Origin of the sequence: Halobacillus campisalis, from assembly GCF_030345335.1 — a bacterium.
GTDB classification, from domain to species: Bacteria; Bacillota; Bacilli; order Bacillales; family Halobacillaceae; genus Halobacillus_A; species Halobacillus_A campisalis.
The window spans coordinates 190882-216477 of the sequence record NZ_JAPVRC010000005.1 but is presented as its reverse complement, the minus strand read 5'-3'; the positions used below and the strand labels follow the sequence as shown (position 1 = coordinate 216477).

Here is a 25596-nt window from a genome sequence, read left to right as displayed (position 1 = left end):
AGGAGGAGATAGTATGAAAGGTCCAGATAGTGAACTTCCAGGCTTTCAATCGAACCCGAATGATCTAGGGAAATGCAGCAGCTGCGGTGTGGTTTTAACCTCTAAGAAGGATGCGAAGATAGGCATGTGTAAAGATTGTCAGGAGCGTCACAGAGATCGTGATGACATAGCAGGAAAAAATAAATAATGAGGAAGACTATAGTTTTAAACTATGGTCTTTTTAGTGTTTAATAAAATGTGCGAAAGGCGGGAATGTTAAAACTATTCAACTTTTGCTTCCTTCTACACATTCAGCTGAGGGTTTAACTTTACATACCTATCACATAGATGATAACTTAGTAATTCGTGTGAAAAATCAACTGTCAAAAAGGAGATTATTATGAATAAACAACATCAGAGTCGGGTGGATTGGCCCGTTTTTGCAATAAGTGGAGGAGCTTTGGTGCTTTTTGTCCTTATTGCGCTCGTAGATATTAACTTGATAGAAACATTTGTGAATACAACATTTGGCTGGTCTGCAACATACTTTGGAGCATTCTGGCAGCTATTGATGCTTGCTACGTTCTTTGTAGGGATTTGGCTCGCTTTTTCTAAATATGGGAAGATTAAAATGGGGCACTTGGATAAGCCAGAGCTTAGTTTAGGTAAATGGCTGTCCATTATTATGGCGACACTTTTGGCCGGCGGAGGCGTATTTTGGGCAGCAGCCGAGCCTATGTACCACTTCCTGACTGTACCTCCTTATTTATCTGAATTAGGAATTGAAGCGGGAACAGAAGCAGCGGTCAATCCTGCTTTAGCTCAAAGCTTTATGCACTGGGGATTTTTAGCCTGGGCCATTTTGGGAACCATCAGTGCAGTTGTTATGATGTACGGCCATTATGAAAAAGGCATGCCGATGAAGCCGCGGACTCTGCTTTATCCGATTTTCGGGGAAAAGCTGCGTAACCATTGGCTTGGTACGTTAGTCGATGCTTTTTCCATTATTGCCGTTGCCGCAGGAACGATCGGGCCGATCGGGTTCCTCGGATTACAAGCAAGTTATGGGCTGCAGACGATTTTCGGAATACCTGATAATTTAAGCACTCAATTTACGATCATATTTTCGGTCGTATTGATTTCTACTATTTCAGCAGTTACTGGACTATATAAAGGCATCCAATTCCTAAGCAGTCTCAATGTCCGAATTGCGATCGGATTGATGGCCTTCATTCTTATTTTTGGACCTGGAGGATTTATCATCAACCATTTCCTTCCAGCATTCGGACATTATGTCGATCAGTTTGTTCCAATGAGTACGTTCAGAGGAGATCAAGATTGGCTTTCGCTTTGGACGGTCTTCTTCTGGGGCTGGTTTATAGGATATGGCCCGATGATGGCTATTTTGGTCAGCAGGATTTCTAGAGGGCGTACCATTAGAGAAATCATTGTTGCAGTTTCTATTTTTGCTCCTGTCATTTCTACGTTCTGGTTTACGATTCTCGGTGGTTCCGGGATTTTCTTTGAAATGCAGAACCCTGGTTCTGTATCGGATGCTTTAAACGCGGCAGGGAATCATGCGGCGATGTTTGCAATCACAGAGCAATTCCCTCTCGCTTCCGTTATATCTCCATTGTTCTTGATATTGACGATATTATTCGTAGTCACGACAAGTGATTCAATGTCTTATTCCATTGCCATGGCGGTCATGGGCGAAGGGAATCCTAAGAGATGGCTGCGTATCTTCTGGGCCGTCATTATGGGTGCGATCGCGGCAATCTTACTGATCACGGGAGACAGCGGGATTACGCAGTTACAGAACTTCATTGTCGTTACAGCGGTTCCGGTATCCTTGATATTGCTGCCAGTCGTATGGCTTGCTCCTAGAGTAGCTAAACAAATGGCCATTCAACAAAATATTATGAAGAAGTAAATAAAAAGTGAGGTGTTCTGGCAATCAGCCAGAACACCTCACTTTTATTTTTGTCGTAAAACAGCACGAACTGGACTGCCGTCTGCTTCATCCATTTTTAAAGGGAAGGCCATTAATTCATAAATTCCAGGAGCTGCATGCTCAAGCACGAGCCCTTCTAATATCAAAATATCCTGCTCGTATAAAGAATGATGTGCAGGGAGATCTTTGCTCGTTTCTTGATCTACGGATGGAGTGTCCACTCCGATCATATCAATCCCTTTATCTTTTAGAAAAGGAGCAACGTCTTTATCAATAACCGTATACTCTTCCGGAAATACGGAGCGATCGCTCCAGCTCATCGATCGGAATAAAACTTTTGTTACCCCTTCAAATTGAAAAGGTTCAAGGTCCTTAGCAGAAATCGTGGATTTGCCTTCCATATTCACAATCAGTGCTGATCCGATGAACCGTTCAAGGGGAAGGTCAGCTATTTTCGCTCCATCGCTGTCGTAATGGAACGGGGCATCTACATGAGTCCCGAGATGGTTGCTGGATTGAAATTGCCCCACGTTCACTGACCCGGTTTCTTCCATTGACCATGTCACTTTATATTCAAACGGTTGATCACCAGGCCACGGGGGCGTAGATGAATTCAATGGCATGGATATATCAATTACTTTCATAATCTGCCTCCTTACGCAATAGTGCCGCGTTGATTGGAAAAGTTCTTATGCTTCTTGTCCTTCATAATCTCCTTTAGAATCATTACCACGTCGTATACATCTTCAAACGACACATACAAGGCTGCCGGAGCAAGGCGAATGACGTCAGGGGATCGGAAGTCAGGGACGACACCCTCTTGTTTCAGGGCTTTGCATATACTCGCAGCTTCAGAGTGGACAAGGCTTACATGGCCGCCTCTTCTGTGATCTTCTAAAGGATTAGTAATTCTGAAACCATATTCGTGGAGCTCTGATTGTACCAAGTCCATCAGCAGCTGAGTAAGCTGTAAAGATTTTTTGCGGATAGATTCGATTCCAGCCTCTTTGAAAATCTCGAGTGATCCGAGTAAAGGAGCAGAGCTGAGAATATGAGGTGTGCCGATCTGATAGGCGCCCGCTGTTTCAGCAGGCGTCAGGTCATGCTCCATATCAAATTGTTTATCCTTACTGGAACTGAACCATCCTGCTAATCCAGGCTTCTGGCCTAAATGCTTTTCATGCACGTAGAGACCGCCTGTTCCTCCAGGTCCGCTGTTTAAATACTTATACGTACACCATACAGCAAAGTCGACACCCCAGTCATGTAGCTGGTGGGGAAGGGCGCCTATTGAATGGGCTAAATCAAAACCTACTATGATCCCGCGCTTATGAGCGTTTAACGTTATTTTTTCAATATCAAGCAGCTGGCCGCTTCGGTAAAGCACAGAAGGCAGCAGCAGGAGGGCCGTCTCTTCGTCCATGGCGGAAATGATATCATCTTCGGACAGAGTATACCCATTACTGCTTTTTATTTGGATCAAATGCTCGTTTGCATCCAACCCCTGTAGCTCAATCTGGCTTTTAAGAGCATAAATGTCAGAAGGGAAGTTGAGAGTGTCGGCAATAATTTTCGTCCGTCGTCCTTCCGGTTTATAAAAGGTGGCCAGCAGCTGGTGGAGGTTGGTCGTGATCGATCCAGTATTAATGACCTCGTGAGCTTGTGCACCGATTAAAGGAGCGGTCATTTCCCCAAGCTTCTCTGACATGTAATACCAGGGTTGCTCTCCTTCCGTCCACCCCTCGATTCCGTGCTGCTTCCAATCTTCAAGAGATGTAAGTAAAGTCTGTTCTGAACGTTTAGATAGTAACCCAAGCGAGTTACCATCCATGTAATATGTATGGGGAGTTGTATAAAATTCATTTTTAAAAGAGAGGAGTTCATCCTGCTCGTCGAGCCTTTTAGCATCCTCGCGTTCATGTTTCATTTCTATCGCCTCCTTTCATAAGTATATCGCGTGGTGAGTCGAAAAGTAAAAAAGGAGGTGCGAGCCAGCTTATTCATTTGTGCAAAAATCAAAGGTGCCTTGTCTTTTGCACAAATGAAAAGAATAGGCGAATTCAAAACAATGAGGTGATTTTGAAAATCGCTTTAATGGCGAAATAAACCCCAAGTCCAGTTAAAAACAGGCTGGAACCCAAAGAAATCATTCTCAGTATAACCGGGTTCAACAGTACTTTACTAAAATGGACGGTCAGTGCCAGATTCAAATTCCATAAGCCGATTCCGATAAAGACAGCACTGTTTATGTAAAAGGCTTTCACCAGGTCGTCCCCGTGAAAAGAATCACTGAGTACAGATCCGTAAACTCCCAGCCAGAACAATATATTCATAGGGTTAAAAGCTGCAATAGATAAACCGGTGAGGTAAGGACGAATCAAGCTTGTCTGACGGTGGTCACCTTCTAAACGAGCGTCAGTCAGCGTCTCTTCCTTACTTAGGAAGCTTTGGATGCCAGTATAAGTTAAAACGAGAGAACCGAATATCAATAATGAAAGCTGAACCCAGGTGAGCGTCATGTATTCAGAGAGACCCTGATACATGAGATACATCAAGGCCAGATCAGCTGTCATACCTCCTGCTCCGACGAGTAATGAGGGCCATAATCCTTGATAAATTCCTCTTCTGATGATCTCAATATTAATTGGTCCAAGAGGGGCAGCAATTGATAAACCAAGAATAATTTGTCTGATCAAGAGTAAAAACAATTCCTGTTCCTCCTAGCGTGCTTGTCCTTTTAGTAAGTGAAAGTCGATGTGGAAACTGGGGCAGGGGCGAGTCTAATAGGGGGACGCTGAAATGTGCGTCTTTCGAATCTAAAAGAAAAGCTCAGACAAGTGCCTGAGCTCAAATTGCCGTTCTGTTACTTATTAAGGCTTTTACTCCGAAAAAGATTATGACACATGAAAATAACAGAATCGTAAGAACACCTACGACAAGTGCTAACGGTTCTACGGGTTCAAAAAATCCTTCGAAAGGAATTCTGAGTAGTGCAAACCCTGCAAGGATACAAGATAAATATAAAAGCGGAAAACTATTCATTATCATCACCCCTTATAAGAAATAAATATGCTTCAAGAGGCAAAGGTATTCACTATATATAACTTTTCAAACAAAAATAACAGCCGAGGGTCGGAAGGATCCTCGGCTGTTTGACGGTATTTTATGAACTGGTTCTCTTTAATTTCCGAGCTGATATTCACATAAGCTCCCTTTTCTTGAAGAGTCAGTTTCTAGAATTTTGGGTGAGGATATGGTGGCTTTAGAAAACGGATCGCTTTCCGTGGGCATGTGGTGAGCTTCCTCAGGCTTCGCCTTCCGGGATCTCACCTACCATGTACATCCCACAGGAGTCTCACCGTTTTCTAAACCCACCATACAATTGGAAGCCACTCTAAACTATCATCAAATTCAGAAAGATCCCCTAATAAAAGCTTACTATTGTGGATTCATAACTCTAAATATTTATTATGGAAAAAGCCCCTCAATTCCTTGAGTAATATAACTTTTCTTTAAAATGAAAGGTTGAAAAGCTGTTTTACTCCTTTAAGCAACAAGCTGGAGCTATATAGTATTCCGGCGGTGTTTGCGCTTGTTCATTTCCCTAACTAATTTACTTTTTACGAATGTAGGTTCAAGAGAGCATTTTCTTCTCATTTCTTAGTTCCGTCCCTCAACATAAGTTAGGTGGTTTTAGGAATGGGCGAGACTCCTGTGGGAAGAGAGTGATTGGTGAGATCCCGGAAGGCGGCAGCCTGAGGAAGCTCACTGCACTCCCACGGAAAGCGAGTCCATTCCTAAAACCACTTTCTACATACCACGGCGACGGAACAGCAGAGATCTCACAGGGCTTTAGCCCGAGGAGTCTCGCCAGTTCCCGCACAGGAAAGCTAGTAGCTTCACGGCCACCCCTGATTCTTAATACGGCAAAGAACCCCGGGTATCACGAAGCAAGTCTTCCACAACCCTGCCATATCATTAAATAACTGTCTTATGAAAAAACATCAACGACGTTTAAGATAGCTTAAAAATTACATATATCCGTGTTTAACAAGAACTGCTTTGATCATGCGGTAAGAATAATCTTCAGGAAGGGAATCTTTTAAAAGCTTCAGCTTCTTGTCTTCGAGTTGGCTGTGGGCCATGAGCACGGTTTCTTCCTGTTCATCGGAAAACCATTCACCCCACTCAATGTCTGCCCCTTCTTTCATGGAGCGGAAAATATGATTTTCAATAGTTTGAATACTGTAATCGCGGGCTTTTGCAACTTCTTCAATGGTCATATTCTTGTTCTTCCACATGTCGAATGATTCTTCATGGCTTGGACCTGCAGAAGAACTACGAGGTTTTTTCTTAATGAACTTAGGCTGTGATGGGGGAGAGGGACGATCTTTCACATCTTCCGCCCAAGGAGCCAGTATTTCTAAAAAGCTTGGTCCGTATTGTTCGAATTTTTGTTCACCTACGCCTTTTATTCTCAACATTTCTTCCCGATTGGCAGGCAGATAAATCGTGAACTCCTTTAAGGTCGCATCAGAGAAAATAACGTATGGAGGCAGGCCGGCTTCATCAGCAATAGATTTTCTCATTCTGCGCAGCTCTTCGAATTTTTCTACATCATAGTCTACTTCTGCGGCGGCAGTCGTTGTTTCTACGAGCATTTTGACAGGACGTTCACCTTTTAACACACCGACAGACTGCTCTGTCAGCTGAAGCGCAGGATAACGTCCCTGGCCCGGGCTCAACAATCCTTCCGCCGTTAAAAAGTTGATGAACTGTGTAAGGTCCCGTTCCGTATAGTGGGATAGAATACCGTACGTGGAAAGGTTATGAAACTTGAACTGCTTCACCTTCTGATCATTTGACCCCCGCAGAACTTTAGCGGTCAATCCGGCACCGAAACGTTCCCCCATCCGTTTTACACAGGAAAGTACCATTTGAGCTTCCTTCGTCAAGTCCTGTTCTTCACCCTCATGCAGACAGTTTGAACATTTTCCACAAGGCTCGGTTTGAAAAGGATTGTCAAAGTAGTCGAGTATGTACTGCTGTAAGCACATATGAGTATGACAATAATTCACCATAGACTGCAGTTTGCCGAACTCATCCTTCTTTTTCTCTTCATCCATCATCGATTGATCAATCAGGAATCGCTGAAGGTGGATATCCTGCCCTGAAAACAACAAGACACAATCACCTGGCTCACCATCACGACCGGCACGCCCAGCTTCTTGATAGTAGGATTCCAGGTTCATCGGCATAGAATAGTGGATGACGTAACGGACGTTAGATTTATCAATTCCCATTCCGAAAGCGTTAGTTGCTACAATCGTTGTAATTTCATCCTGTACAAAGTCGCTTTGAACATTTTTTCGCTGCTGTTCACTCATTCCTGCATGATATTTGCCGATTGAATATCCCTTTTTCTCAAAAAAGTTCTGAAGCTGATCGGCATCCTTTCTCGTAGCGGTGTAAATGATACCTGCTTCCTGAGGACGTTGTTTTAAGTATTCAACGAGGAATTCACGCTTGTCACGACCTTTTATAAGGCGGAAAGAAAGGTTCTCACGCGAAAATCCGGTATTGACCACAGAGTCGTCTGCTACATGAATCAATTGTTTAATATCGCGGATAACCTCTTGAGTAGCAGTAGCAGTCAACCCCATTACCACAGGGAGGTTAGGAATTTGGTCAAGCGTTTGTACAATAGAACGGTAGCTGGGGCGGAAGTCGTGCCCCCATTGAGAGATACAATGAGCTTCATCAAAGGCGATGAGTGAAAGATTAATGTGTCTTAACGTTTTAAGAAAAGATCCAGAATCAAATCTTTCAGGAGCTACATAAACGAACTTATAGCGCCCCTGTTCCATATCGTTTATTCGCTCTCTTTGTTCCTCGAAAGTCAGAGAGCTGTTTATATAAGTAGCCGCAATACCATAAGAAGTGAGTGCATCTACCTGATCCTTCATTAAGGAAATGAGGGGTGAAATAATAATAGCTGTCCCCTCTAAAGTGAGACCTGGGATTTGATAACATAATGATTTACCGCCGCCAGTCGGCATGACGGCTAACGTATTTTTTTGGTCAAGAACGTGTTGGATGGCTTCTTGTTGTCCAGGACGAAAAGAAGCGAATCCATAATATTCTTGAAGCAGATTTTGAGCTTGTTCTATCATGTTTGGACCATCCTTTACAAATGCTTTCCCTATCTTATCATGTTTTAAATGATTGGATAGGGGAAAAATATGAAGAGATTTCTAATGAGGAGTGTTTACTATCAAAGCAATAGTCATAGAACAATACGGTAATAAAGAACAATTAGTTGAAAAAGAGGTATCTATCCCTGAGATAGAAGAAAATCAAGTTTTAGTCGAGCTGCATGCTACATCGATTAACCCGATAGACTGGAAGCTTCGACAAGGATACTTGAAAGAGATGCTCGATTTTGATTTTCCAATAACGCTTGGATGGGATGCGGCAGGAGTCGTTAAGAAAGCAGGGTCCAATGTGCAGAAATTTAAAGAAGGGGATCGCGTGTTTGCACGTCCTGAGCTGTCTCGCTTCGGTACCTATGCTGAATATGCGGCTGTAGACGAGCATGTATTATCCCATCTGCCAGAATCCATTTCCTACAAAGAAGCAGCTGCTGTGCCACTTGCTGGTTTGACAGCAAGACAATGTCTAGTTGATTTTGCTGAAATAAAAGAAGGAGACAAGGTGCTTGTACACGCTGGATCTGGCGGAGTCGGCCATTACGCTATTCAGATCGCTAAATCATTTGGCGCGTATGTGGCTGCTACAGCCAGCGGAAAAAACGAGCAGTGGGTAACACAACTTGGTGTAGATCGTTTTATCAATTATCAAGAGGAAGATTTCGCTGATGTTTTAAGTGAGTTCGATATTGTTATTGATACTCTCGGCGGAGAAATTCAGGAGAAAAGCTTCGGTATTCTTAAGAAAGGCGGGCGTTTAGCCTCAATTGTCCAGCCGCCGGATGAAAAAGTGGCGGATAAACATGAAGTGAAGGCTGGATTTGTATGGTTGGAGCCGGATGGAGAGAAGCTGGCTCAATTAGCCAACTTGATGGTTAAGGGAGAAATGGTATCTAAAGTAGGCCATGAATTCGATTTAAGTGAAAAAGGCCTAAGAGAGGCTCATGAACTTAGTGAAACACATCATGCAACCGGGAAAATCGTTATTAATATTAAACCTTAAAATGAAGTGATGAGCAACCCTGAGCATTCCACCGCTCAGGGTTTTTTTATGTATTTTTCCATAATACGGTGAATAAATTTTTAAATTTTTCGACTATTCCTCCCTTGAATAGGGTATAGTTTTCTACATACACTCACGAGGGGGAGGCGCACGTATGTTAAATAAATATCAGGTTGGGTCATTTTATGACGAAATGATGAATGATGATGGACAGCCTAAGAATCATTACGAATCTTTTTACGACTTAATTAGGCAATTATCAGATGAGGAACTTCGGGAAAAGCATGAAACCGCTCAATTGAGTTTCCTGCGACAGGGAATAACGTTTACAGTCTATAATGATGCTGGCGGTACTGAACGTACCATGCCTTTCGATTTCGTTCCGATCATTATCCCTGAAGAGCAATGGGCTAAAATCGAGAGAGGCATGAAGCAGCGCATGAAGGCACTCAATTACTTTTTGGATGATATTTATAATGGGCAGGAGATTGTGAAAGATGGAATCGTACCTGAAGACTTGATCCGGGATAATCCAAATTACTATGAAAAACAGGTGACGGGTCTCGAAATCCCTTTAAGAAACCACATATTTCTAGCGGGAATCGATTTGATAAGAGATGAGCATGGAGAATACCGCGTGTTAGAAGATAACTTGCGGAATCCTTCAGGCATGTCTTACGTATTTCAAAATCGTTATGTTATGCGTCAAGTTTACCCGGAACTGTTTTTTAAGCATTCCATTCGAACACTTGAGCATCAATTCAAAGAGCTTCACGGTGCGCTGATCAGCCATGCACCTAAGAACACCTTGGCCGAACCCTGCGCTGTTCTTCTCACTCCGGGGATGTACAACTCCGCTTACTATGACCATGTATTTCTTGCCCAGCAAATGGGGATCGAACTAGTGGAAGGACGAGACTTGATCGTCAAGGACGATGTCGTTTATATGAAGACCATCCGCGGACTGAAAAGAGTGGATATCATATATCGGAGAATTGATGATGACTTTTTGGATCCAGAAGCGTTCAGACCGGATTCAGCATTGGGAGTCACCGGACTGCTTAGAGCATATCGTAAGGGCAACGTAGCTATTTTAAACGGAATCGGGAACGGTGTGGCTGACGATAAAGCCATGTATGCTTATGTGCCTGATATGATCCGTTATTACTTAGATGAAGATCCGATTATCAAAAATGTAGAAACATATTTCTTAAGAGATCCAGAGCAGCTGGAATATGTTCTGGAAAATCTGGAAGACCTTGTCGTAAAAAACGTAGGAGCTTCGGGGGGATATGATATGCTGATCGGTCCGCATTCTACGGAAGAGGAAAGAAGCGCCTTCCGCAGAAAGATCATTGAAACACCTAGTCAGTACATCGCTCAACCTACAATTAAACTATCAAGGGCGCCAGCATTCCAGAATGATGAGTTTTATCCGTGTCACGTAGATTTAAGGGTGTTTGTCATGAATGGTGCGACTTCTCATGTGCTGCCTGGAGGCTTGTCACGAGTAGCCCTGAAGAAAGGCTCGCTCGTAGTAAACTCTTCCCAGGGCGGCGGCGGAAAGGATACATGGGTATTAGCTGGAGGAGGGATGAATCATGCTTAGTCGAGTAGCAGATTCCTTATACTGGATGGCCCGGAATATCGAGCGTTCGGAGAACAATGCCAGAATCATGAGTACACAGCTTATCCATATGCTGGAGGCATCCGATCAACAGGTTATGGACCGGGACTGGGAAGAAATTTTGGATATCTGTGCTTCTAAAGAAGACTATTACGAGCGTTATGCGAGGATGGATCGTGAAACCGTGATACAATATATCACGTTGAGCCCAATGAATTATAATTCTCTGCAAAACAGTATGATATATGCTCGTGAGAATGCGAAAGCTACTCGCGATAGTATTCCGGACGAACTATGGCAGCTTATCAACAGGTTCTACTTGGACGAAAAAACACAGCAGGATCAGGCAATGACAACTCAATCTACTCAAGCCTATCTTAAAGATATCATCCAAATGTCCATGACGGCCCAGGGCATTATCGAGTCTACGATGACTCGAGGGATTCCTTACGCGTTCATAAAGATTGGGAAGTGGATTGAACGTGCGGAAAAAACAGCGAGGATTTTGAATGTGGTCTGTGAAAAAACGTTAAGAGACAGCTCGGATACAGAGAATTATTATTATTGGCTGACTGCATTGCAAATCGTAAATGGATACGATTCTTATATAAAGGAACACCCGCCAACAATGGATCCAAAAGATGTCCTTACCTTCCTTATCGAGAATGAGCAATTCCCGAGATCTATTCAATATTGTGTGGATCATATCATGAGGGCGACACATAAACTGGAATCAGGCAAGATTTCTCATTACTCTGAGGATCTCTTTGAACTCTTGACAGGTATTCAGAATGAAATCAGGCAGACTGATATTTCAGAAATGACAATGGAAGAACTAATGGAATTTTTAGACCACTTCCAAAACTCGTGCTATCAGGTAAGCCGCACGTTCTCTGAAACCTATTATTTAGTTGAGCCTGTTCACGCCAACCATTGAAAGGGTAAGAAGGAGAGAAGTATTATGAAGTACCAGATTGAGCATACAAATTCTTTCTACTATGATAACGATGTGGATCAAAGTATGAATACCGTCCGATTGAAGCCGCGTACCGATGAGTGTCAGCGGTTATTGTCTTACCGGACGGAAATCACTCCCGCCTCTTTAATAAAAGAGCATACCGATATTTGGGGTAATCATGTAGAGACGTTTTTTATTGCTCATAAGCATAAAGAACTTACAGTAAAAACCATTTCGACTGTAAGTATACAAAAAAGCCCGTTTCTTCACCTACTGCAGTATACAGATGGAATGCGTAATATTTTTCATTCAGAGCTTTTCCGTGAACATTACCTTCCTTACTTAAATGACACAGCCTACACGTTTCTGTTTAAGGAACAAGTAGATGAGATCGTTGAGGAGATAGGAGAGGCGGACGATCCGATCCAGTTTTCTATTAACTTGATGGGGTATCTGCATCGCTCTATTATATATGATGGCTTGGCGACTCAGGTAGGTACGAAAGCCTTTGAATCATGGCCGTTAAAGGCTGGGGTCTGCCAGGATTACGCCCACATTATGCTGGGTGCCTTAAGAGCGAAAGGGGTCCCTGCCCGTTATGTTAGCGGGTATTTGTATGTAGGAGAAGATTCAGCGCTGATTGGTGATGGTGCGACACACGCCTGGATAGAAGTCATGGTGCCCGGTATTGGCTGGGTAGGACTTGACCCGACGAACAATGTGGAAGCTTTAGAAAACCACATTCGAATAGGTACGGGAAGAGATTATGCTGACGTGAGCCCTTTACAAGGTGTGTATCGCGGCGGCAATCAACGCTCTGACGTTAAAGTGAGCGTTACTTTATTAGAGCAATGAGAGGCAAATGAGAACGGGGCTGTCCCTAAAGTCTAAGAAACAGACTTTTAAGGACAGTCTTTTTTTATGGACACCGTTATATCTCTAGGTTGATTGGTCTTTACACAATTGCTCGCTTACTTTAAATACTCAGAATCCGAGGAGGCCTACCGCTACCATGGACAACGAGCCATTCCCGGCCGCTCCGATCCACTCAAGATCATCAGAATCGAGTTTAACAATCCTGACTTCTCATGACATAGCTCCATACAAAAAACCGCTCCATTCGTTATAATGTAAGCGGCTAAGCTTAACAAAAAAAGGATAAGAACGATTTTCATGAGTAACTCAACAAGCTTATTTTCTTAGGGGTTTGTGCTCATTTAACAGGCTTTTGGGATGACTAAGTTTTTCTATCATTAGCTTGAAAAATCGTGAGCAGTTTTAGGTGTTTTCATATAACTGATTAACCAACCTGCAATTCCCCCGATCAGTGCGGGCGCTACCCAGCTTAAGCTGAATTGGTACAATGGCATGGAACTGATCAATGGCTCAACGAAGCTCATGGAGAAACCGAACTCTACAAGTCCGTCATAAAGACTAACAAGCGAAGTGAGTAAGACAGCCCCTCTATATACGTAAGGTGAGTGATCAAATGCACTTCCGATAAACGTCAATATGACTAATACGATTGCAATAGGGTATAAGAATACGAGCACCGGTACAGAGTAAGCGATAATTTCATTAAGTCCCAAGTTGGAAATCGAAAAACTGAGAATTGTAATGAAGGTGATCACTTTTTTATAAGATAATGATGTGAACCGTTTAGAGAAAAATTGTCCGCATGCTACAGTCAGTCCGACACAGGTCGTGAAACAGGCAAGTAGAACAATGACTCCAAGCAGCAGGGTGCCGATATTTCCGTACATAAGATCTGCAGCGCCTGACAGGACAGCACTTCCGTTGGCATACTCACCTTCAGTAGCCATTTTTGCACCAATCCAGCCTATAGATACATAAACGGCGGTAAGTCCGACAGCTGTCACGCTGCCCGCCTGGACAGTTCGGTACGTAAGCTCTCTCGGATCCGTTATTCCACGATCGCGGAAGGAGCTGACTACAATAATACCAAAAGCTAATGAAGCGATGGCGTCCATCGTTAAATACCCTTCAATAAAACCGGCTGAAAATGGCTGGCTGCTATATTTTTCTTGAGCAGGCTGAATGTCGCCGTTCAATAAGAAGAAACTCCCGATGACAAGACCTAAAATGGCAAGGAAGAGAGCAGGGGTCAACCATTGGCCGACTCGATCAACCAATTTCGATGGATTTAAGCTGGTAATGAACACTAAAGCAAAGAATATTATAGTGAATACAATCAGTCCTAAAGAACTGACACCGCCTATCCAAGGAGATATCCCTGTTTCGAAGCCTACGTTGGCAGCGCGGGGAATACCGAAGAAAGGCCCGATGGCTAAATAGATAATCGAAGTAAAAACGATTCCGAACAGGGGATGGACTCGTCCGGCTAGTTCTACAGCACCGTTTCTCACAAGGGAAATAGCGGCTACCGTGATAATTGGCAGACCAACGCCCGTTAAAACAAATCCGATAATAGCAGGAAGATAGGACGTACCTGCTTCCATTCCTAAGGAAACGGGATAAATCAAATTACCTGCCCCAAAAAACAAAGCGAACAGCATGAAGCCTACGAATAGTATATTTCTTTTCTGCATACATTAATCTCCTCTAAGGTGTGTTGTATAAATAGCGTAAAAAAAGCCCCTCTTTCATAGAAGGAGCCATCCGTTTTACGGCTTTCGAATTTTATCACAGGCGTAATCTTATCAATGTCAAAAAATTATGTCAACGTATTTTTCTTAAAATTTCAAATAGAAAATATTTCATCTGTCTCACGTAATCGTCAAAATGATAATTTACTATATAATTTAGTAGTAAATCAATTTGAGCGAGGCTTTGGAAAGGGAGTAAAATTCCCTGATTTATTTATTAAGATTTCAACAAAATCATGAAAAAGTGAAATAATAAAATACAATCCAATCAACTTTATTTACATCTGGAGCAACGGTCTATAGAATATGTCTATATGATAAAAAAGTTTTAGTGGAAGGATCCTTCTGAATGGATGCTTCCTGGTGAATATGAATTTACAGTAGTTTAAGGAGACATAGATATGCTTGATTCTTTATTATTTCAGCTCATGCTCGTTGGCCTGCTCGGTGTAGGCGCACAATGGATCGCATGGCGTTTTCGTTTACCTGCTATCGTCATCATGTCCATCGCTGGTCTGATGGTCGGTCCTATTTTCGGTTTGATTGAGCCTGAACAGGATTTTGGGCCATTATATGACCCTATTATATCTTTAGCAGTCGCTATTATATTATTCGAAGGAAGTTTGAATTTAGATTTTAAAGAGGTCAGGGGTCTTGGCCGCCCGGTATTCCGCATCGTCACAGTAGGTGCTTTCATCAGCTGGATCTTCGGCTCATTTGCGGCTCACTATGTAGCTGGCCTTTCGTGGGCTGTGGCATTTGTGATCGGCGGGCTGTTTATCGTGACAGGCCCAACAGTGATACTGCCTTTATTAAGACAGGCGAAGCTGAAACCGCGTCCCGCTAAGATCTTGAAGTGGGAAGGGATCATAGTTGATCCTATTGGAGCGTTGCTTGCTGTGTTCGCTTTTGAATTCATCGTATTTTTAATGGGTGCTGAGGGATCGATTACTGCACTTATTACCTTCTTTTTAGCATCCATTTTTGCCGTCATTTTAGGCTATGGGCTCGGTAAAGGCGTAGGGTGGATGTTTGAAACAGGTTATGTACCTGAGTTTTTAAAATCACCTGTAGTTTTAGCTACTGTCCTTGCATGTTTCACCATTGCCGATGAAATCACTCATGAGACGGGGCTTCTGTCGGTAACGGCAATGGGGATGACGTTAGCTAATATGCACATATCTTCCATATCAGATATGAGGCACTTCAAAGAGAATATTTCTTTACTATTGATATCGACTATTTTCGTTATGCTGACGGCTTCTCTTAATCGGGAAACGTTAATGGAGATCTTCAATATTGAAATCATTGGCTTTGTTTTACTGATGTTATTCATCGTTAGGCCATTGTCTATTATCGCATCGACATGGGGGACCGATTTGACTAAACAGGAGAAGATTTTAGTCAGTTGGATAGCGCCCCGAGGAATTGTCGCTCTGACCGTAGCCAGCTATTTTTCCAGTGTACTATTAGATGAAGGGTTTGAAGATGCTTCCATTTTGAAGTCGCTCACCTTTGCACTCGTCTTTACGACTGTAGTCGCCCATGGATTTTCAATAGGCTGGGTTTCTAAAAAACTGGGGCTTTCTATGGAAGGACCTCCCGGCGTATTAATCGCGGGAGGAAACGCATTTACTACGGAGCTTGCAAAAACGTTGAACAGTATGAACATTCCGGTGCTCGTCAGTGATTCATCCTGGATGCGTCTGTCTGGAGCGCGTGCCCAGGGATTGAAAACTTATCATGGGGAGATCTTGTCAGAACAGACGGAGTATCATTTGGAAATGACTCCATATGAATATTTGATCTCTGCCACCGAATACGATTCTTATAACGCTCTCGTATGTACGACGTTTGTTCCTGAATTCGGACGTAATAACTTGTTCCAACTGAGTTTGAATAAGCAGGAAGGCGATAAGTTAGAAGACCTTGTCCACACAATCGGCGGCCGCATTTTCATGAATGAAGCGGCTACTTGGGAAGAGTTGAACACTAGAGTCGAGAGTGGATATGTTTTTAGAAAAACCAACATTACCAGACAGTACACGTACAAGGATTATTTACAGAAAATTGATGAGCACGCCATGCTCGTCTTTGTAAAAAAACCGACGAATAAGATTGAATTTTTCAGTCATAGCAATAGTGTGAAGGTGGAAAATGGAGATGTGATCGTCTCATTGACTCCGCCGAGTAAAGAACATGTAAAAATCCAAGAAAAATTGAATAAGCAGCGGAACGAATCGCTGTAAATAAATCAAAAAATCAGACCGTCGAGAACTTTCTCGACGGTCTGATTTTTTCTTATGTTTCAAAGGTCAGTAGGGAGAGCTAGTAAGGCTGAATCTTATTTGCACAGCGACAGCCTGAGAAGGTTTGCGCTGAAAGTGAACGATTTTATTCTGCATGCTGTGGGCGTAAACTTGATGTCTGCTCTCTGTTCAATTATTCAGCCTCTGCTAACTGCTTTTTCAAATCTTTTAGTTGTTCTTCCATTTGGCCTAGCTGTCTTTCCGCATTTTGAACGTTTGCTCCTGATGCTTCTAATTTATCAAGATCCCCCTGGATACGAACGTAATCAGACTTCAAGGCTGCGATTTCATCTTGGATTTCCTGTTTAGTCATTTCATCACTCCTTGCCATCTATTGTAGTGGAAACAACCTGGTTTAACAATTGGATGTGATCAGGTAGATATATTGTGACAGACTAGGAGGCAAATGGTTTGTTTATGGAAAGAAAGGGGTAAGGAATATGAAAATATAGTCCAGCATTAAATTATAAGAAAGTTCCAGAGCTCATATAATCGCTGCTCATGGAAATAAAGCTGAAAATAATCTTCGGAGTAATGAGCCCCCAAAACCAATCTATAATGCTATCTATACAAGACGGATCCTCCTTAAAGCAACGAGCTCTTGCGTACACCTCCGCACTTTTGGAAGTTTGCTTCCAAGCCACATATAAAGTCTCGGCATGTCGAAGATAGTAGTCACACCTGATGCTCAGAAAAGAAAAGGTTAGGCGAGCGAAGCAGTTAGCTTTCAGACAGAAAAGCTTTTCATAAAATGCAGCCAGTTTTGTACACTGTACACGGACTTATCGAATGAAACATTGAAATCGATCTATAAAAAATAGCCTATGAGAAGGTAGGGAAATCCTTAATTTATCAATTTCTTTACAAGAGAACGCTTTCGTAGGTAGTATTTCTTACTTTATTTAGAGAAAAACATCAAATATCGAGTATTTTGAATCTTTCGTAAGTAAACCCTGCCTTTATATATCGATAGAGGAGTTTATTACCTCTCACTGCTAAATATAATTTAATAGCACAGATTATAGTGTATAAACCCATTTGTACGTTTCTATGTTGTTCGCTAAAATTTATAGTAACTGGGCTAAAATTCTTACAATATGCTCATCAGAGGAGGACAAACTCATTTGAAATTTTTCAGGCTGCTAGACAAAGTTGTCCTTAAAATCGAAGAATTCATTCTGGGATATGCCGTTATTATTATTGCACTAATGGTTGTAGGCAATGCTTTGAGTCGGGCTTTCTTTAGTTACTCATGGTCTTTTGCCAACGAAGTGAGCCAGATTGCGGTAGTAGTTGCTACATTCATGGGCATTAGCTATGCGGCAAGAAAAGGGCGTCACATCAGTATGTCGGCTTTCTACGATTTAGCTCCGTTCAAGGTTAGGAAAATCGCGTCAACGCTGATTCCGCTCATGAGTGCAGTTGTACTTTTCGTACTTGCTTACTATTCATTATTGTACGTATTAAATGTTCGAGATTCTGGTACTGTAACATCGGCGCTTCAAATGCCGGCGTATATTATCTATATTGCAATTCCTTTAGGATTTTTCCTTGGAGGCATTCAATTCTTAAGGAATATGTGGATCAATATCGTTAAGCGGGATGATGTTTACTTAGGAACAGACGCTAAGGATTATAACGATGAAGAAAAAACGAATGTCGACGAAGCTGCTCATTTATAAAACCACTCTATACTAAAACATTTGTAGAAAGGATAACGATATGGTCGCAACCCTATTAACGATCATGGTAGTCCTTTTGGTGTTGAATTTTCCAATGATGATACCCCTTATGGTGGCCCCTATCATCATAGTATTCTTGTATTTTCCAACAATGGACCCAATGATTTTGATGAAGCAATTTTCAACTGGTATCGAAGCTTATGTATTACTGGCTGTACCGCTTTTCATATTTGCTGCTGATATTATGACGGCAGGAAAAACATCTCGAAGACTCTTAGATTTTATAGGATCATTCATAGGACATATACGTGGCGGTTATGCCGTAACCACAGCAGCGGCTTGTACGTTGTTTGGTGCCATCTCAGGTTCAACTCAAGCCACGGTCGTAGCCATTGGTAAGCCAATGCGCGAACGCTTACTTAAAATAGGCTATAAGGATTCAACAGCCATGGCCTTAATCATTAATTCAAGTGATGTAGCATTACTTGTACCTCCGAGTATCGGAATGATCATGTACGGTCTCGTATCCGGTACTTCTGTAGGTGACTTATTCATTGCCGGTATTATTCCCGGAGTTATTGTATTTTTGAGTTTCGCTATTTACAGCATCATCTATGCAAAAAGAGCGAATATCCCTCTTGCTGAGAAATTTTCGTGGAAGGAACGTTTGACATTCACGAGAAAGGCGATTCTGCCGCTGGGATTTCCATTCATTATTATCGGAGGAATCTATTCAGGATTGTTCAGCCCGACAGAAGCGGCCGGGGTGTCTGTCCTTTATGCTTTCATATTGGAAGTCATCATCTTTCGCTCCGTGTATATTAAAGAACTTCCTAAAATCGCAAAGTCTACCGGGCTTGTAACTTCAGCAGTTTTTGTTCTTGTAGCCGGTGGACAGGCCTTTACATGGGTCATCTCATTCGCAAGAATTCCACAGATGATCACAGAAACGGTACTTGGTCCGAATCCGACTGCTATTTTCGTATTGTTAATGGTAACGCTCTTCTTCTTCATCGGATGTATGTTCGTAGATCCGATCGTCGTCATTCTCGTGCTCACGCCTATCTTCTATCCGGCGGCTATGAGTGCAGGAGTGGACCCTGTTCATCTTGGAGTAGTCATTACATTCCAGGCAGCCCTGGGATCAGCGACACCTCCTTTTGGAGTCGATATATTCACGGCTAGTGCAGTCTTCAACCGGCCGTATTTGGAAGTTATTAAAGGGACTCCGCCGTATATCATTATGATGGTGATCATTTCATTTTTACTGATTTACTTTGAAGAACTTTCTCTTATCCTTCTATAGGTGAAAGAGAGAGATCACATATAAAAAATATTGGGAGGTCATTAACATTTTAAACAAAAAGAAAATGTTAGGTTTAACGATGGTGTCAGCATTCAGTTTAATATTAGGTGCATGTGGTCAACAGGATGACAGCAGTGGCGACGGCGGCGGAGACGGTGGAGAAGGTCAAAGCTATAATTGGAAGTTCGTTACAGAAGAAGTGGAAGGCCAAGTGCAATATGAGTATGCAGAGGAATTTGCTGCTCGTATGGACGAGAAGTCAGATGGTCAAGTAACTATTGATGTTTATGAATTCGGAGGACTTGGAAGTGAAACTGACCAGGTGGAGCAGTTGCAGAATGGAACCGTAGAAATGGCGGTCATGTCACCAGGGTTTACTGGTAACATGGTAAATGAAGGACAAGTTTTCGCGTTGCATTTCCTGCTGCCTGACAGTGTAGAAACGACTCAGCAAATTTTGAATGAAAGTGAAGCGCTAAACACCGATTTACGAGAACAATACGAAGAACACAGCATTACGCCTCTTTCTTATTGGACAGAAGGTGCGATGCAGTGGACATCCAGCAGTGAAATTTCTGAGCCAGCCGACTTTGAAGGATTCAAAATGCGTACTCAGGATTCTCCGCTTATCTTAGAATCATATGAAGCTTACGGTGCGGATCCTACTCCAATGAGCTGGTCCGAGCTATATACTTCACTTGACCGTGGAACAGTTGAAGGACAAGAGAACCCAATCTTCTTTATTGGAGATGCTTCCTTCCACGAGGTTCAAGATTATATGACTATTTCTAACCATAATAACTATGTTGCTATGACGACAGTAAATACAGATTGGTACAATGAGCTGCCTGAAGATATGCAGGAAATGCTTGATGAAACCACTCAAGAAATGCAGGAATGGGCATTTGAAGAACAGGATGCTCAGAACAAGGAATGGTTAGAGACTATTGAAAACGATGATGAAAACCCGACTGAAATCATCGAACTTACTGAAGAGCAGCGTGACGCTTTCCGTGAGAAAGCTGAACCTGTGCGTGATTATTATAGAGAAGAAGTTTCTACTGTAGATGGTGCTATTCTTGATAAGCTTGAAGAAGAAATTGCTGAAATGGAAGAGTAAATGTATTCAATAAAAATAAGGCTGTCCCAAAAGTCTAAAATAGACTTTCAGGGGCAGCTTTTTTTATATAAGAATCTGTTGAATTTCAGTAATTACTTTTTTAGAAGGCTATGTAAAAGGTGGTTGTTGCTATTGATAAGTGAGTTATTCAACAATATGGCAGGATAGTGGAAGACTCGGTTTCGAGACATTTGGTGAGTGGATCAGGGCGGCGGGGAATGACTCGCTTTCCGTGGGAGCGCGGTGAGCTTCCTCGGACGTCCTGTCCTGCGGGATCTCACCAAGCACTCTCTTCCCACAGGAGTCTCCCCATTCCCCGCCGCCCCTTACTATATATGCGCTTATCGAAATCGTTTTAAAAATAACTACTTAATATTAGTGGGATCATTTAAGGTAGTTTCAAATATTTTCTTGCATCACTCTAGAGCAGTTATTTTTTAAGTGAAGCACTGCAAAAATGTTTCCTTTATCCTAGTAAAGGCAAGAAGTTCCGAGGAAAGGATAGACTCTTGGAATACAAGGTTTTTACTATTATTCCCAATATATTGCTAATACTTTTAAACTTGGTATAGTTTCGAGCACCTTCCAATCGGATGGTGGCTTTAGAAAACGGTGAGACTCCTGTGGGATGTACATGGTAGGTGAGATCCCGGAAGGCGAAGCCTGAGGAAGCTCACCACATGCCCACGGAAAGCGATCCGTTTTCTAAAGCCACCATATCCTCATACAAAAGTCTCGAAACTGAGTCTTCAAGAATAGGGAGCTTATATGAATATCAACACGGAACTTTAACAAGAAGAAAGCCTTGAAGTAACACATCAGTTCCATTTTTATTGAGGAGCTGTCCATGGCTCCGTCTGTTTCTGATAATCTCTCCACGTCAGATAAATGACGAGGATGAATAAGAAGCTGGACATTTTAAAAAGAGTGGCTGTTTCTACAAAGGCATAGATAAAACCTAAGATTAAGGCGCTCAATCCGATGCCAAGGTCTATGGAGGAGTAGAACATTCCATTCGCGATACCACTGCGTTCTACGGTCGTTTTCGAAATGACCCAGGCCTGGAAAGCAGGCATCATCGATCCGTAACCAGCACCGAATAAGGAACCAGCCAGTATGAGATCCATATTCGAATCAGCAAGTGCTAAAATCCACATCGCAATGAAGGAAAGGCCAGAGCAGATCATAATCAGCTTCCATGGTCCTTGCTTATCAAAGTACTTTCCTGTGATCGGTCTTGAAACTGTAGCTAGTAAGGCATTGAAGAAATAAAATAAAAACACACCGTCTAACCCTTGTTCAACTCCGAAAATTACGATGTACGTGACAATCGATCCATAGCCGAATGTTGTCAAAAAGGTGACAAGCGCAGGGTAGCCGCTTTTCCTTTCTACAAGAGAGCCTAAAAAGGAAAATCGAGGCTTGTCTTTTCTGTTTTGATACACACTTTCTGGAGTGACGAAACTAGTCAGGGAAAATAAAAGGATTGCAATGAGACCAAGACCTACCGAAATCCATACGAGTAGGTTAAAGTCATAGTTTTGGTAGAGATAAATACCGAGACTGGGAGCCATAATCATCCCTATTGTAATAGATAAACCAAAATAACCCATGCCTTCTCCTACACGTCGTCTTGGAACGATATCAACAGCTGCAGTTCCATTAGCGGTTGTGGACCACCCCCACGCGATACCGTGGCCAAATCGTATAATGAGCAGCAAAACGACAACTTGAGTAATAGGGTAGAGCAGCGTAATGAGCAATAAGGACACTGCGCCGATCAGCACAAGGAATTTTCGTTTGCGTGTCATCAGTAAATGTCCGATAAAGGGACGGATGAGAATTGCAGCTATCGAAAACATGGTGGTGACCAGCCCGATTTGCAGTTCACTACCGCCAATCGATTCAATGTAAGGTGGTAAATTTGGAAGGAGCATTTGAAAACTCATAAACGTAAACAAGTTAGCTAAAATTAAAAAGATGAACGGCCATGTCCAAAGTTTGTTTGCATTCTGGGTCATAAAGTGAACCTCTCTTTCTGTAACGGACGAGCATAGATAAACCCGCTATATAATATAGCGGGCATCAGCTAATTAATCGTGTGCGGCTTTTCTGGAGAGCCATTCTTCATAAAAGTGGCTGATCACCGTTTTCACTACGGCATATACCGGGATGGCGAACAGCAATCCGAGAAAACCAGCTAAACTTCCAGCCGCTAAAATGATAGTGATGATCGTTAATGGGTGGATGCTTAGAGCCTTACCCATGACATTAGGGGAAACTAAATTCCCTTCAATCTGTTGAGCTACAATCATGATAATGATCACGTATAATGCCATTATAGGATCTTGGAACAAGGCAACGAGTACTGCCGGTATAACTGCCAGGAATGGACCTACGAAAGGAATCACATTCATGAGCATAGCGAACAAAGCTAATGTAAGCGAATATTCGAGGCCTATAATCAGATAGCCTACTAGTAATATCAACCCGACAAAAACACTTACGGTCAACTGACCTATAATAAAAGAATTCAGCGTATGGTCTAATGATTTAGCGAGTTTATCAAAGCTTGCAGCGACACGCTTGTTCATGAACTGCTTGAGGAAAGGGACAAGTTTATGTCCATCCTTCAGCATGAAAAATAAGAAAAACGGAATAAGCACGAGTGCAAAAACGAAGCCTACAAATTGACTGATTATATCAATGATCACCCCAGGTGCTGCATCCAGGGAACTTTGCAAGTTGTCGACTACCCCATTTAATGCATCATTGAATTGACTCGGAATAATATCCTGGTTCTGCTGCCAGTACGTAATTGTTTCCCCGATCATATCACCCATTCTAGGAATGTTCTCGACGAGTCGAGTGAATTGCTCCTGGGCGATGGGTGCGATAAATTGAACGATAAAGAAACCGGCCAGAATGTATAAAATAAATACAGTCAAAATAGATAGAAGCCTGGGAATTTTATAGTGTTCAAGCAGGTGCATAACAGGTCTTGAAATATAGAACAATATTCCTCCGCCTATAAAAGGTAAAGCAATGGCTCCTGCGTATGTAAGGAACGGATCAAAAAAGAACTGAATTTCATGTAACAATAAAATAAGTAAAGATAATAGAATACCAACGATAATGACTTGGAACCAGCGTTTCTGTAACATATGTGCCCACCTTTTTCGGAATGTGTAGATTTATATGTGATACCCTGATGTTTATACGGTTATGCAAAAAATTGAAAATCTAATACTAGTATACTACAAGAATTGTAACATCGTAGGAAACAGGTATTGATTTTAACATAATCTTCTGGCTACCCGTTATAATGAAAATCAAGATAGTTTGAAAGGGTGGAATGACATGAGAGAAGATCTTTTGAGAAGATTTACAAGCTATGTTCAACTGGATACTCAATCGGATATGGACAGCCTATCTACACCTTCGACAGAAGGGCAATGGGATTTAGCTTATCAACTGGTTCGTGAATTGAAAGAGATAGGGATGGAGGAAGTAGCGGTCGATAATTACGGGTATGTGATGGCGACGCTTCCTTCTAATACGGAGAAAGCGGTGCCTGTTATCGGATTTCTCGCCCATCTAGATACGGCGACTGATTTTACAGGGAAGTGCGTGAGTCCTAAAATTGTAGAAAACTATGATGGCGGTAATATTTCTTTGAATGAACAAGTAACATTATCGCCTGATGATTTTAAAGAGCTGTCTACATACAAAGGCCATACGCTGATTACTACAGATGGTACGACATTGCTTGGGGCAGATAATAAGGCTGGAATCACGGAGATTATGACAGCTATGGATTATCTTATTCAACACCCTGAAATTAAGCACGGAAAGATTCGGGTCGCCTTCACACCTGATGAAGAAATCGGTCGTGGTCCTCATAAATTCGATGTGGAGCGCTTCGGTGCATCTTTCGCTTATACAGTGGACGGCGGCCCTCTTGGTGAGCTTCAATATGAAAGCTTCAATGCGGCAGAGGCAAAGATTACGTTTTTCGGCAACAGTGTCCACCCTGGTACCGCCAAGGGGAAAATGGTTAATGCTTCGAAAGCGGCCGCAGAGTTGATCACTGAATTACCTGCTGAAGAAGCTCCCGAGTATACGGAAGATTATGAAGGCTTTTACCACCTCGTTTCTTTTCAAGGAGATGTAGAAAAAGCTTCACTTTATTATTTAGTGAGAGACCATGACAAAGACAAGTTCGAAGCGAAGAAAGATAAGCTTGCTTCGGTCGTTGAATTGTTCCAGTCCAAGTACGGAAAGCAGTCCATCATCCTTGAGATGGAAGACCAATATTATAATATGCGTGAAAAAATTGAACCCGTAAAAGAGATTGTGGATACAGCTTATAAGGCGATGGAAAATCTAAACATTCAGCCTATCGTCCATCCGATCAGAGGCGGTACGGACGGGTCTCAACTGTCTTACATGGGGCTGCCTGCTCCTAACCTTTTTACAGGAGGAGAGAATTTCCACGGGAAATATGAATATATCTCTTTGGACAACATGATAAAAGCGACAGAAGTCATTGTTGAAATTACGAAGCTTTTTGCTGAAGACAGCTAATTTACGTATAGAGGATGTTCCCCATCCACATAATGAGGGGGGAAGGGTTTATAAATTGAATTGACAAATAACGATCCCATGCTATGATGAAAGAAGAATATGGTATTTCCTAAAGGGGAGTAGCTGTACAGTAAAGTCGTCATTACGGGAGGGATCCCCGGCTTTATTGGCAACGGACGTTGTTAGCGAGACCTTTACCCATGTGAGGGTAAAGGTCTGTTTTTTTATGATCTTT

At 42.3% G+C, this 25596-nt stretch carries 20 protein-coding genes; 11 read left to right on the top strand and 9 right to left on the bottom strand.

The features are described from left to right. The first annotated feature begins 13 nt into the window (after positions 1-13). Both O2Q26_RS12485 and O2Q26_RS12480 read left to right on the top strand, forming a co-directional pair. Complete coding sequence (locus O2Q26_RS12485; protein ID WP_289216211.1) at positions 14-187, top strand: hypothetical protein; 174 nt, start codon at positions 14-16, stop codon at positions 185-187. A gap of 192 nt (positions 188-379) precedes the next feature. Continuing rightward, on the top strand, positions 380-1912 hold the full coding sequence (locus O2Q26_RS12480; RefSeq protein WP_289216210.1) for a BCCT family transporter: 1533 nt from the start codon (positions 380-382) through the stop codon (positions 1910-1912). A 44-nt stretch (positions 1913-1956) separates the two neighbouring features. On the opposite strand, the gene kynB is transcribed toward O2Q26_RS12480, so the two are convergent. The 5 genes from kynB to recQ form a co-directional block, all read right to left on the bottom strand. Next, a complete protein-coding gene (gene kynB / locus O2Q26_RS12475; RefSeq protein WP_289216209.1) occupies positions 1957-2577 on the bottom strand; it encodes an arylformamidase in 621 nt (206 codons plus the stop codon). 11 nt (positions 2578-2588) lie between these two features. Continuing rightward, positions 2589-3860, bottom strand: a complete 1272-nt coding sequence (kynU, locus tag O2Q26_RS12470) for a kynureninase (protein WP_289216208.1) — start codon at positions 3858-3860, stop codon at positions 2589-2591. Positions 3861-3993: 133 nt separating this feature from the next. Then, complete coding sequence (locus O2Q26_RS12465) at positions 3994-4641, bottom strand: LysE family translocator (protein ID WP_289216207.1); 648 nt, start codon at positions 4639-4641, stop codon at positions 3994-3996. Positions 4642-4780: 139 nt separating this feature from the next. Next, positions 4781-4975 (bottom strand): hypothetical protein, encoded by a 195-nt coding sequence (locus tag O2Q26_RS12460; RefSeq protein ID WP_289216206.1) that lies wholly within the window; start codon positions 4973-4975, stop codon positions 4781-4783. Positions 4976-5964: 989 nt separating this feature from the next. Continuing rightward, entirely contained in the window at positions 5965-8106 is a 2142-nt protein-coding gene (recQ, locus tag O2Q26_RS12455; protein ID WP_289216205.1) for a DNA helicase RecQ, read from the bottom strand. Positions 8107-8206: 100 nt separating this feature from the next. Between recQ and O2Q26_RS12450 the strand changes: the two genes are divergently transcribed. The 4 genes from O2Q26_RS12450 (at position 8207) to O2Q26_RS12435 (ending at position 12585) form a co-directional block, all read left to right on the top strand. Then, on the top strand, positions 8207-9145 hold the full coding sequence (locus O2Q26_RS12450) for an NADP-dependent oxidoreductase (RefSeq protein WP_289216275.1): 939 nt from the start codon (positions 8207-8209) through the stop codon (positions 9143-9145). A 154-nt stretch (positions 9146-9299) separates the two neighbouring features. After that, the gene (locus O2Q26_RS12445) at positions 9300-10754 is read left to right on the top strand and encodes a circularly permuted type 2 ATP-grasp protein (protein ID WP_289216204.1); all 1455 of its coding nucleotides are present in this window, start codon (positions 9300-9302) and stop codon (positions 10752-10754) included. Further along, entirely contained in the window at positions 10747-11709 is a 963-nt protein-coding gene (locus tag O2Q26_RS12440; protein WP_289216203.1) for an alpha-E domain-containing protein, read from the top strand. Before O2Q26_RS12445 ends, O2Q26_RS12440 begins: the two co-directional genes overlap by 8 nt. Positions 11710-11733: 24 nt before the next feature. Beyond that, positions 11734-12585, top strand: a complete 852-nt coding sequence (locus O2Q26_RS12435; RefSeq protein WP_289216202.1) for a transglutaminase family protein — start codon at positions 11734-11736, stop codon at positions 12583-12585. A 398-nt stretch (positions 12586-12983) separates the two neighbouring features. Here the strand turns inward: O2Q26_RS12435 and brnQ are convergent, their stop codons facing one another. Beyond that, positions 12984-14300, bottom strand: coding sequence for a branched-chain amino acid transport system II carrier protein (gene brnQ / locus O2Q26_RS12430; RefSeq protein ID WP_289216201.1), 1317 nt, complete (start codon positions 14298-14300; stop codon positions 12984-12986). 458 nt (positions 14301-14758) lie between these two features. Between brnQ and O2Q26_RS12425 the strand changes: the two genes are divergently transcribed. Further along, the gene (locus O2Q26_RS12425; protein ID WP_289216200.1) at positions 14759-16606 is read left to right on the top strand and encodes a cation:proton antiporter; all 1848 of its coding nucleotides are present in this window, start codon (positions 14759-14761) and stop codon (positions 16604-16606) included. A gap of 193 nt (positions 16607-16799) precedes the next feature. On the opposite strand, the gene O2Q26_RS12420 is transcribed toward O2Q26_RS12425, so the two are convergent. Beyond that, positions 16800-16979, bottom strand: a complete 180-nt coding sequence (locus tag O2Q26_RS12420) for an SE1832 family protein (RefSeq protein WP_289216199.1) — start codon at positions 16977-16979, stop codon at positions 16800-16802. 811 nt (positions 16980-17790) lie between these two features. Between O2Q26_RS12420 and O2Q26_RS12415 the strand changes: the two genes are divergently transcribed. The 3 genes from O2Q26_RS12415 (at position 17791) to O2Q26_RS12405 (ending at position 20774) form a co-directional block, all read left to right on the top strand. Then, positions 17791-18348: a TRAP transporter small permease gene (locus tag O2Q26_RS12415; RefSeq protein ID WP_289216198.1), complete on the top strand. Its 558-nt coding sequence runs from the start codon at positions 17791-17793 to the stop codon at positions 18346-18348. A gap of 40 nt (positions 18349-18388) precedes the next feature. Beyond that, positions 18389-19654 (top strand): TRAP transporter large permease, encoded by a 1266-nt coding sequence (locus O2Q26_RS12410; protein ID WP_289216197.1) that lies wholly within the window; start codon positions 18389-18391, stop codon positions 19652-19654. Positions 19655-19733: 79 nt separating this feature from the next. After that, positions 19734-20774: a DctP family TRAP transporter solute-binding subunit gene (locus O2Q26_RS12405; protein ID WP_289216274.1), complete on the top strand. Its 1041-nt coding sequence runs from the start codon at positions 19734-19736 to the stop codon at positions 20772-20774. A gap of 830 nt (positions 20775-21604) precedes the next feature. Here the strand turns inward: O2Q26_RS12405 and O2Q26_RS12400 are convergent. Both O2Q26_RS12400 and O2Q26_RS12395 read right to left on the bottom strand, forming a co-directional pair. After that, entirely contained in the window at positions 21605-22795 is a 1191-nt protein-coding gene (locus O2Q26_RS12400) for an MFS transporter (RefSeq protein ID WP_289216196.1), read from the bottom strand. Positions 22796-22867: 72 nt separating this feature from the next. Then, on the bottom strand, positions 22868-23938 hold the full coding sequence (locus O2Q26_RS12395) for an AI-2E family transporter (protein WP_289216195.1): 1071 nt from the start codon (positions 23936-23938) through the stop codon (positions 22868-22870). A gap of 196 nt (positions 23939-24134) precedes the next feature. Here O2Q26_RS12395 and pepT point away from each other — a divergent pair, with 196 nt between their 5' ends. Continuing rightward, positions 24135-25361: a peptidase T gene (pepT, locus tag O2Q26_RS12390; protein ID WP_289216194.1), complete on the top strand. Its 1227-nt coding sequence runs from the start codon at positions 24135-24137 to the stop codon at positions 25359-25361. The last annotated feature ends 235 nt before the right edge of the window (positions 25362-25596 follow it).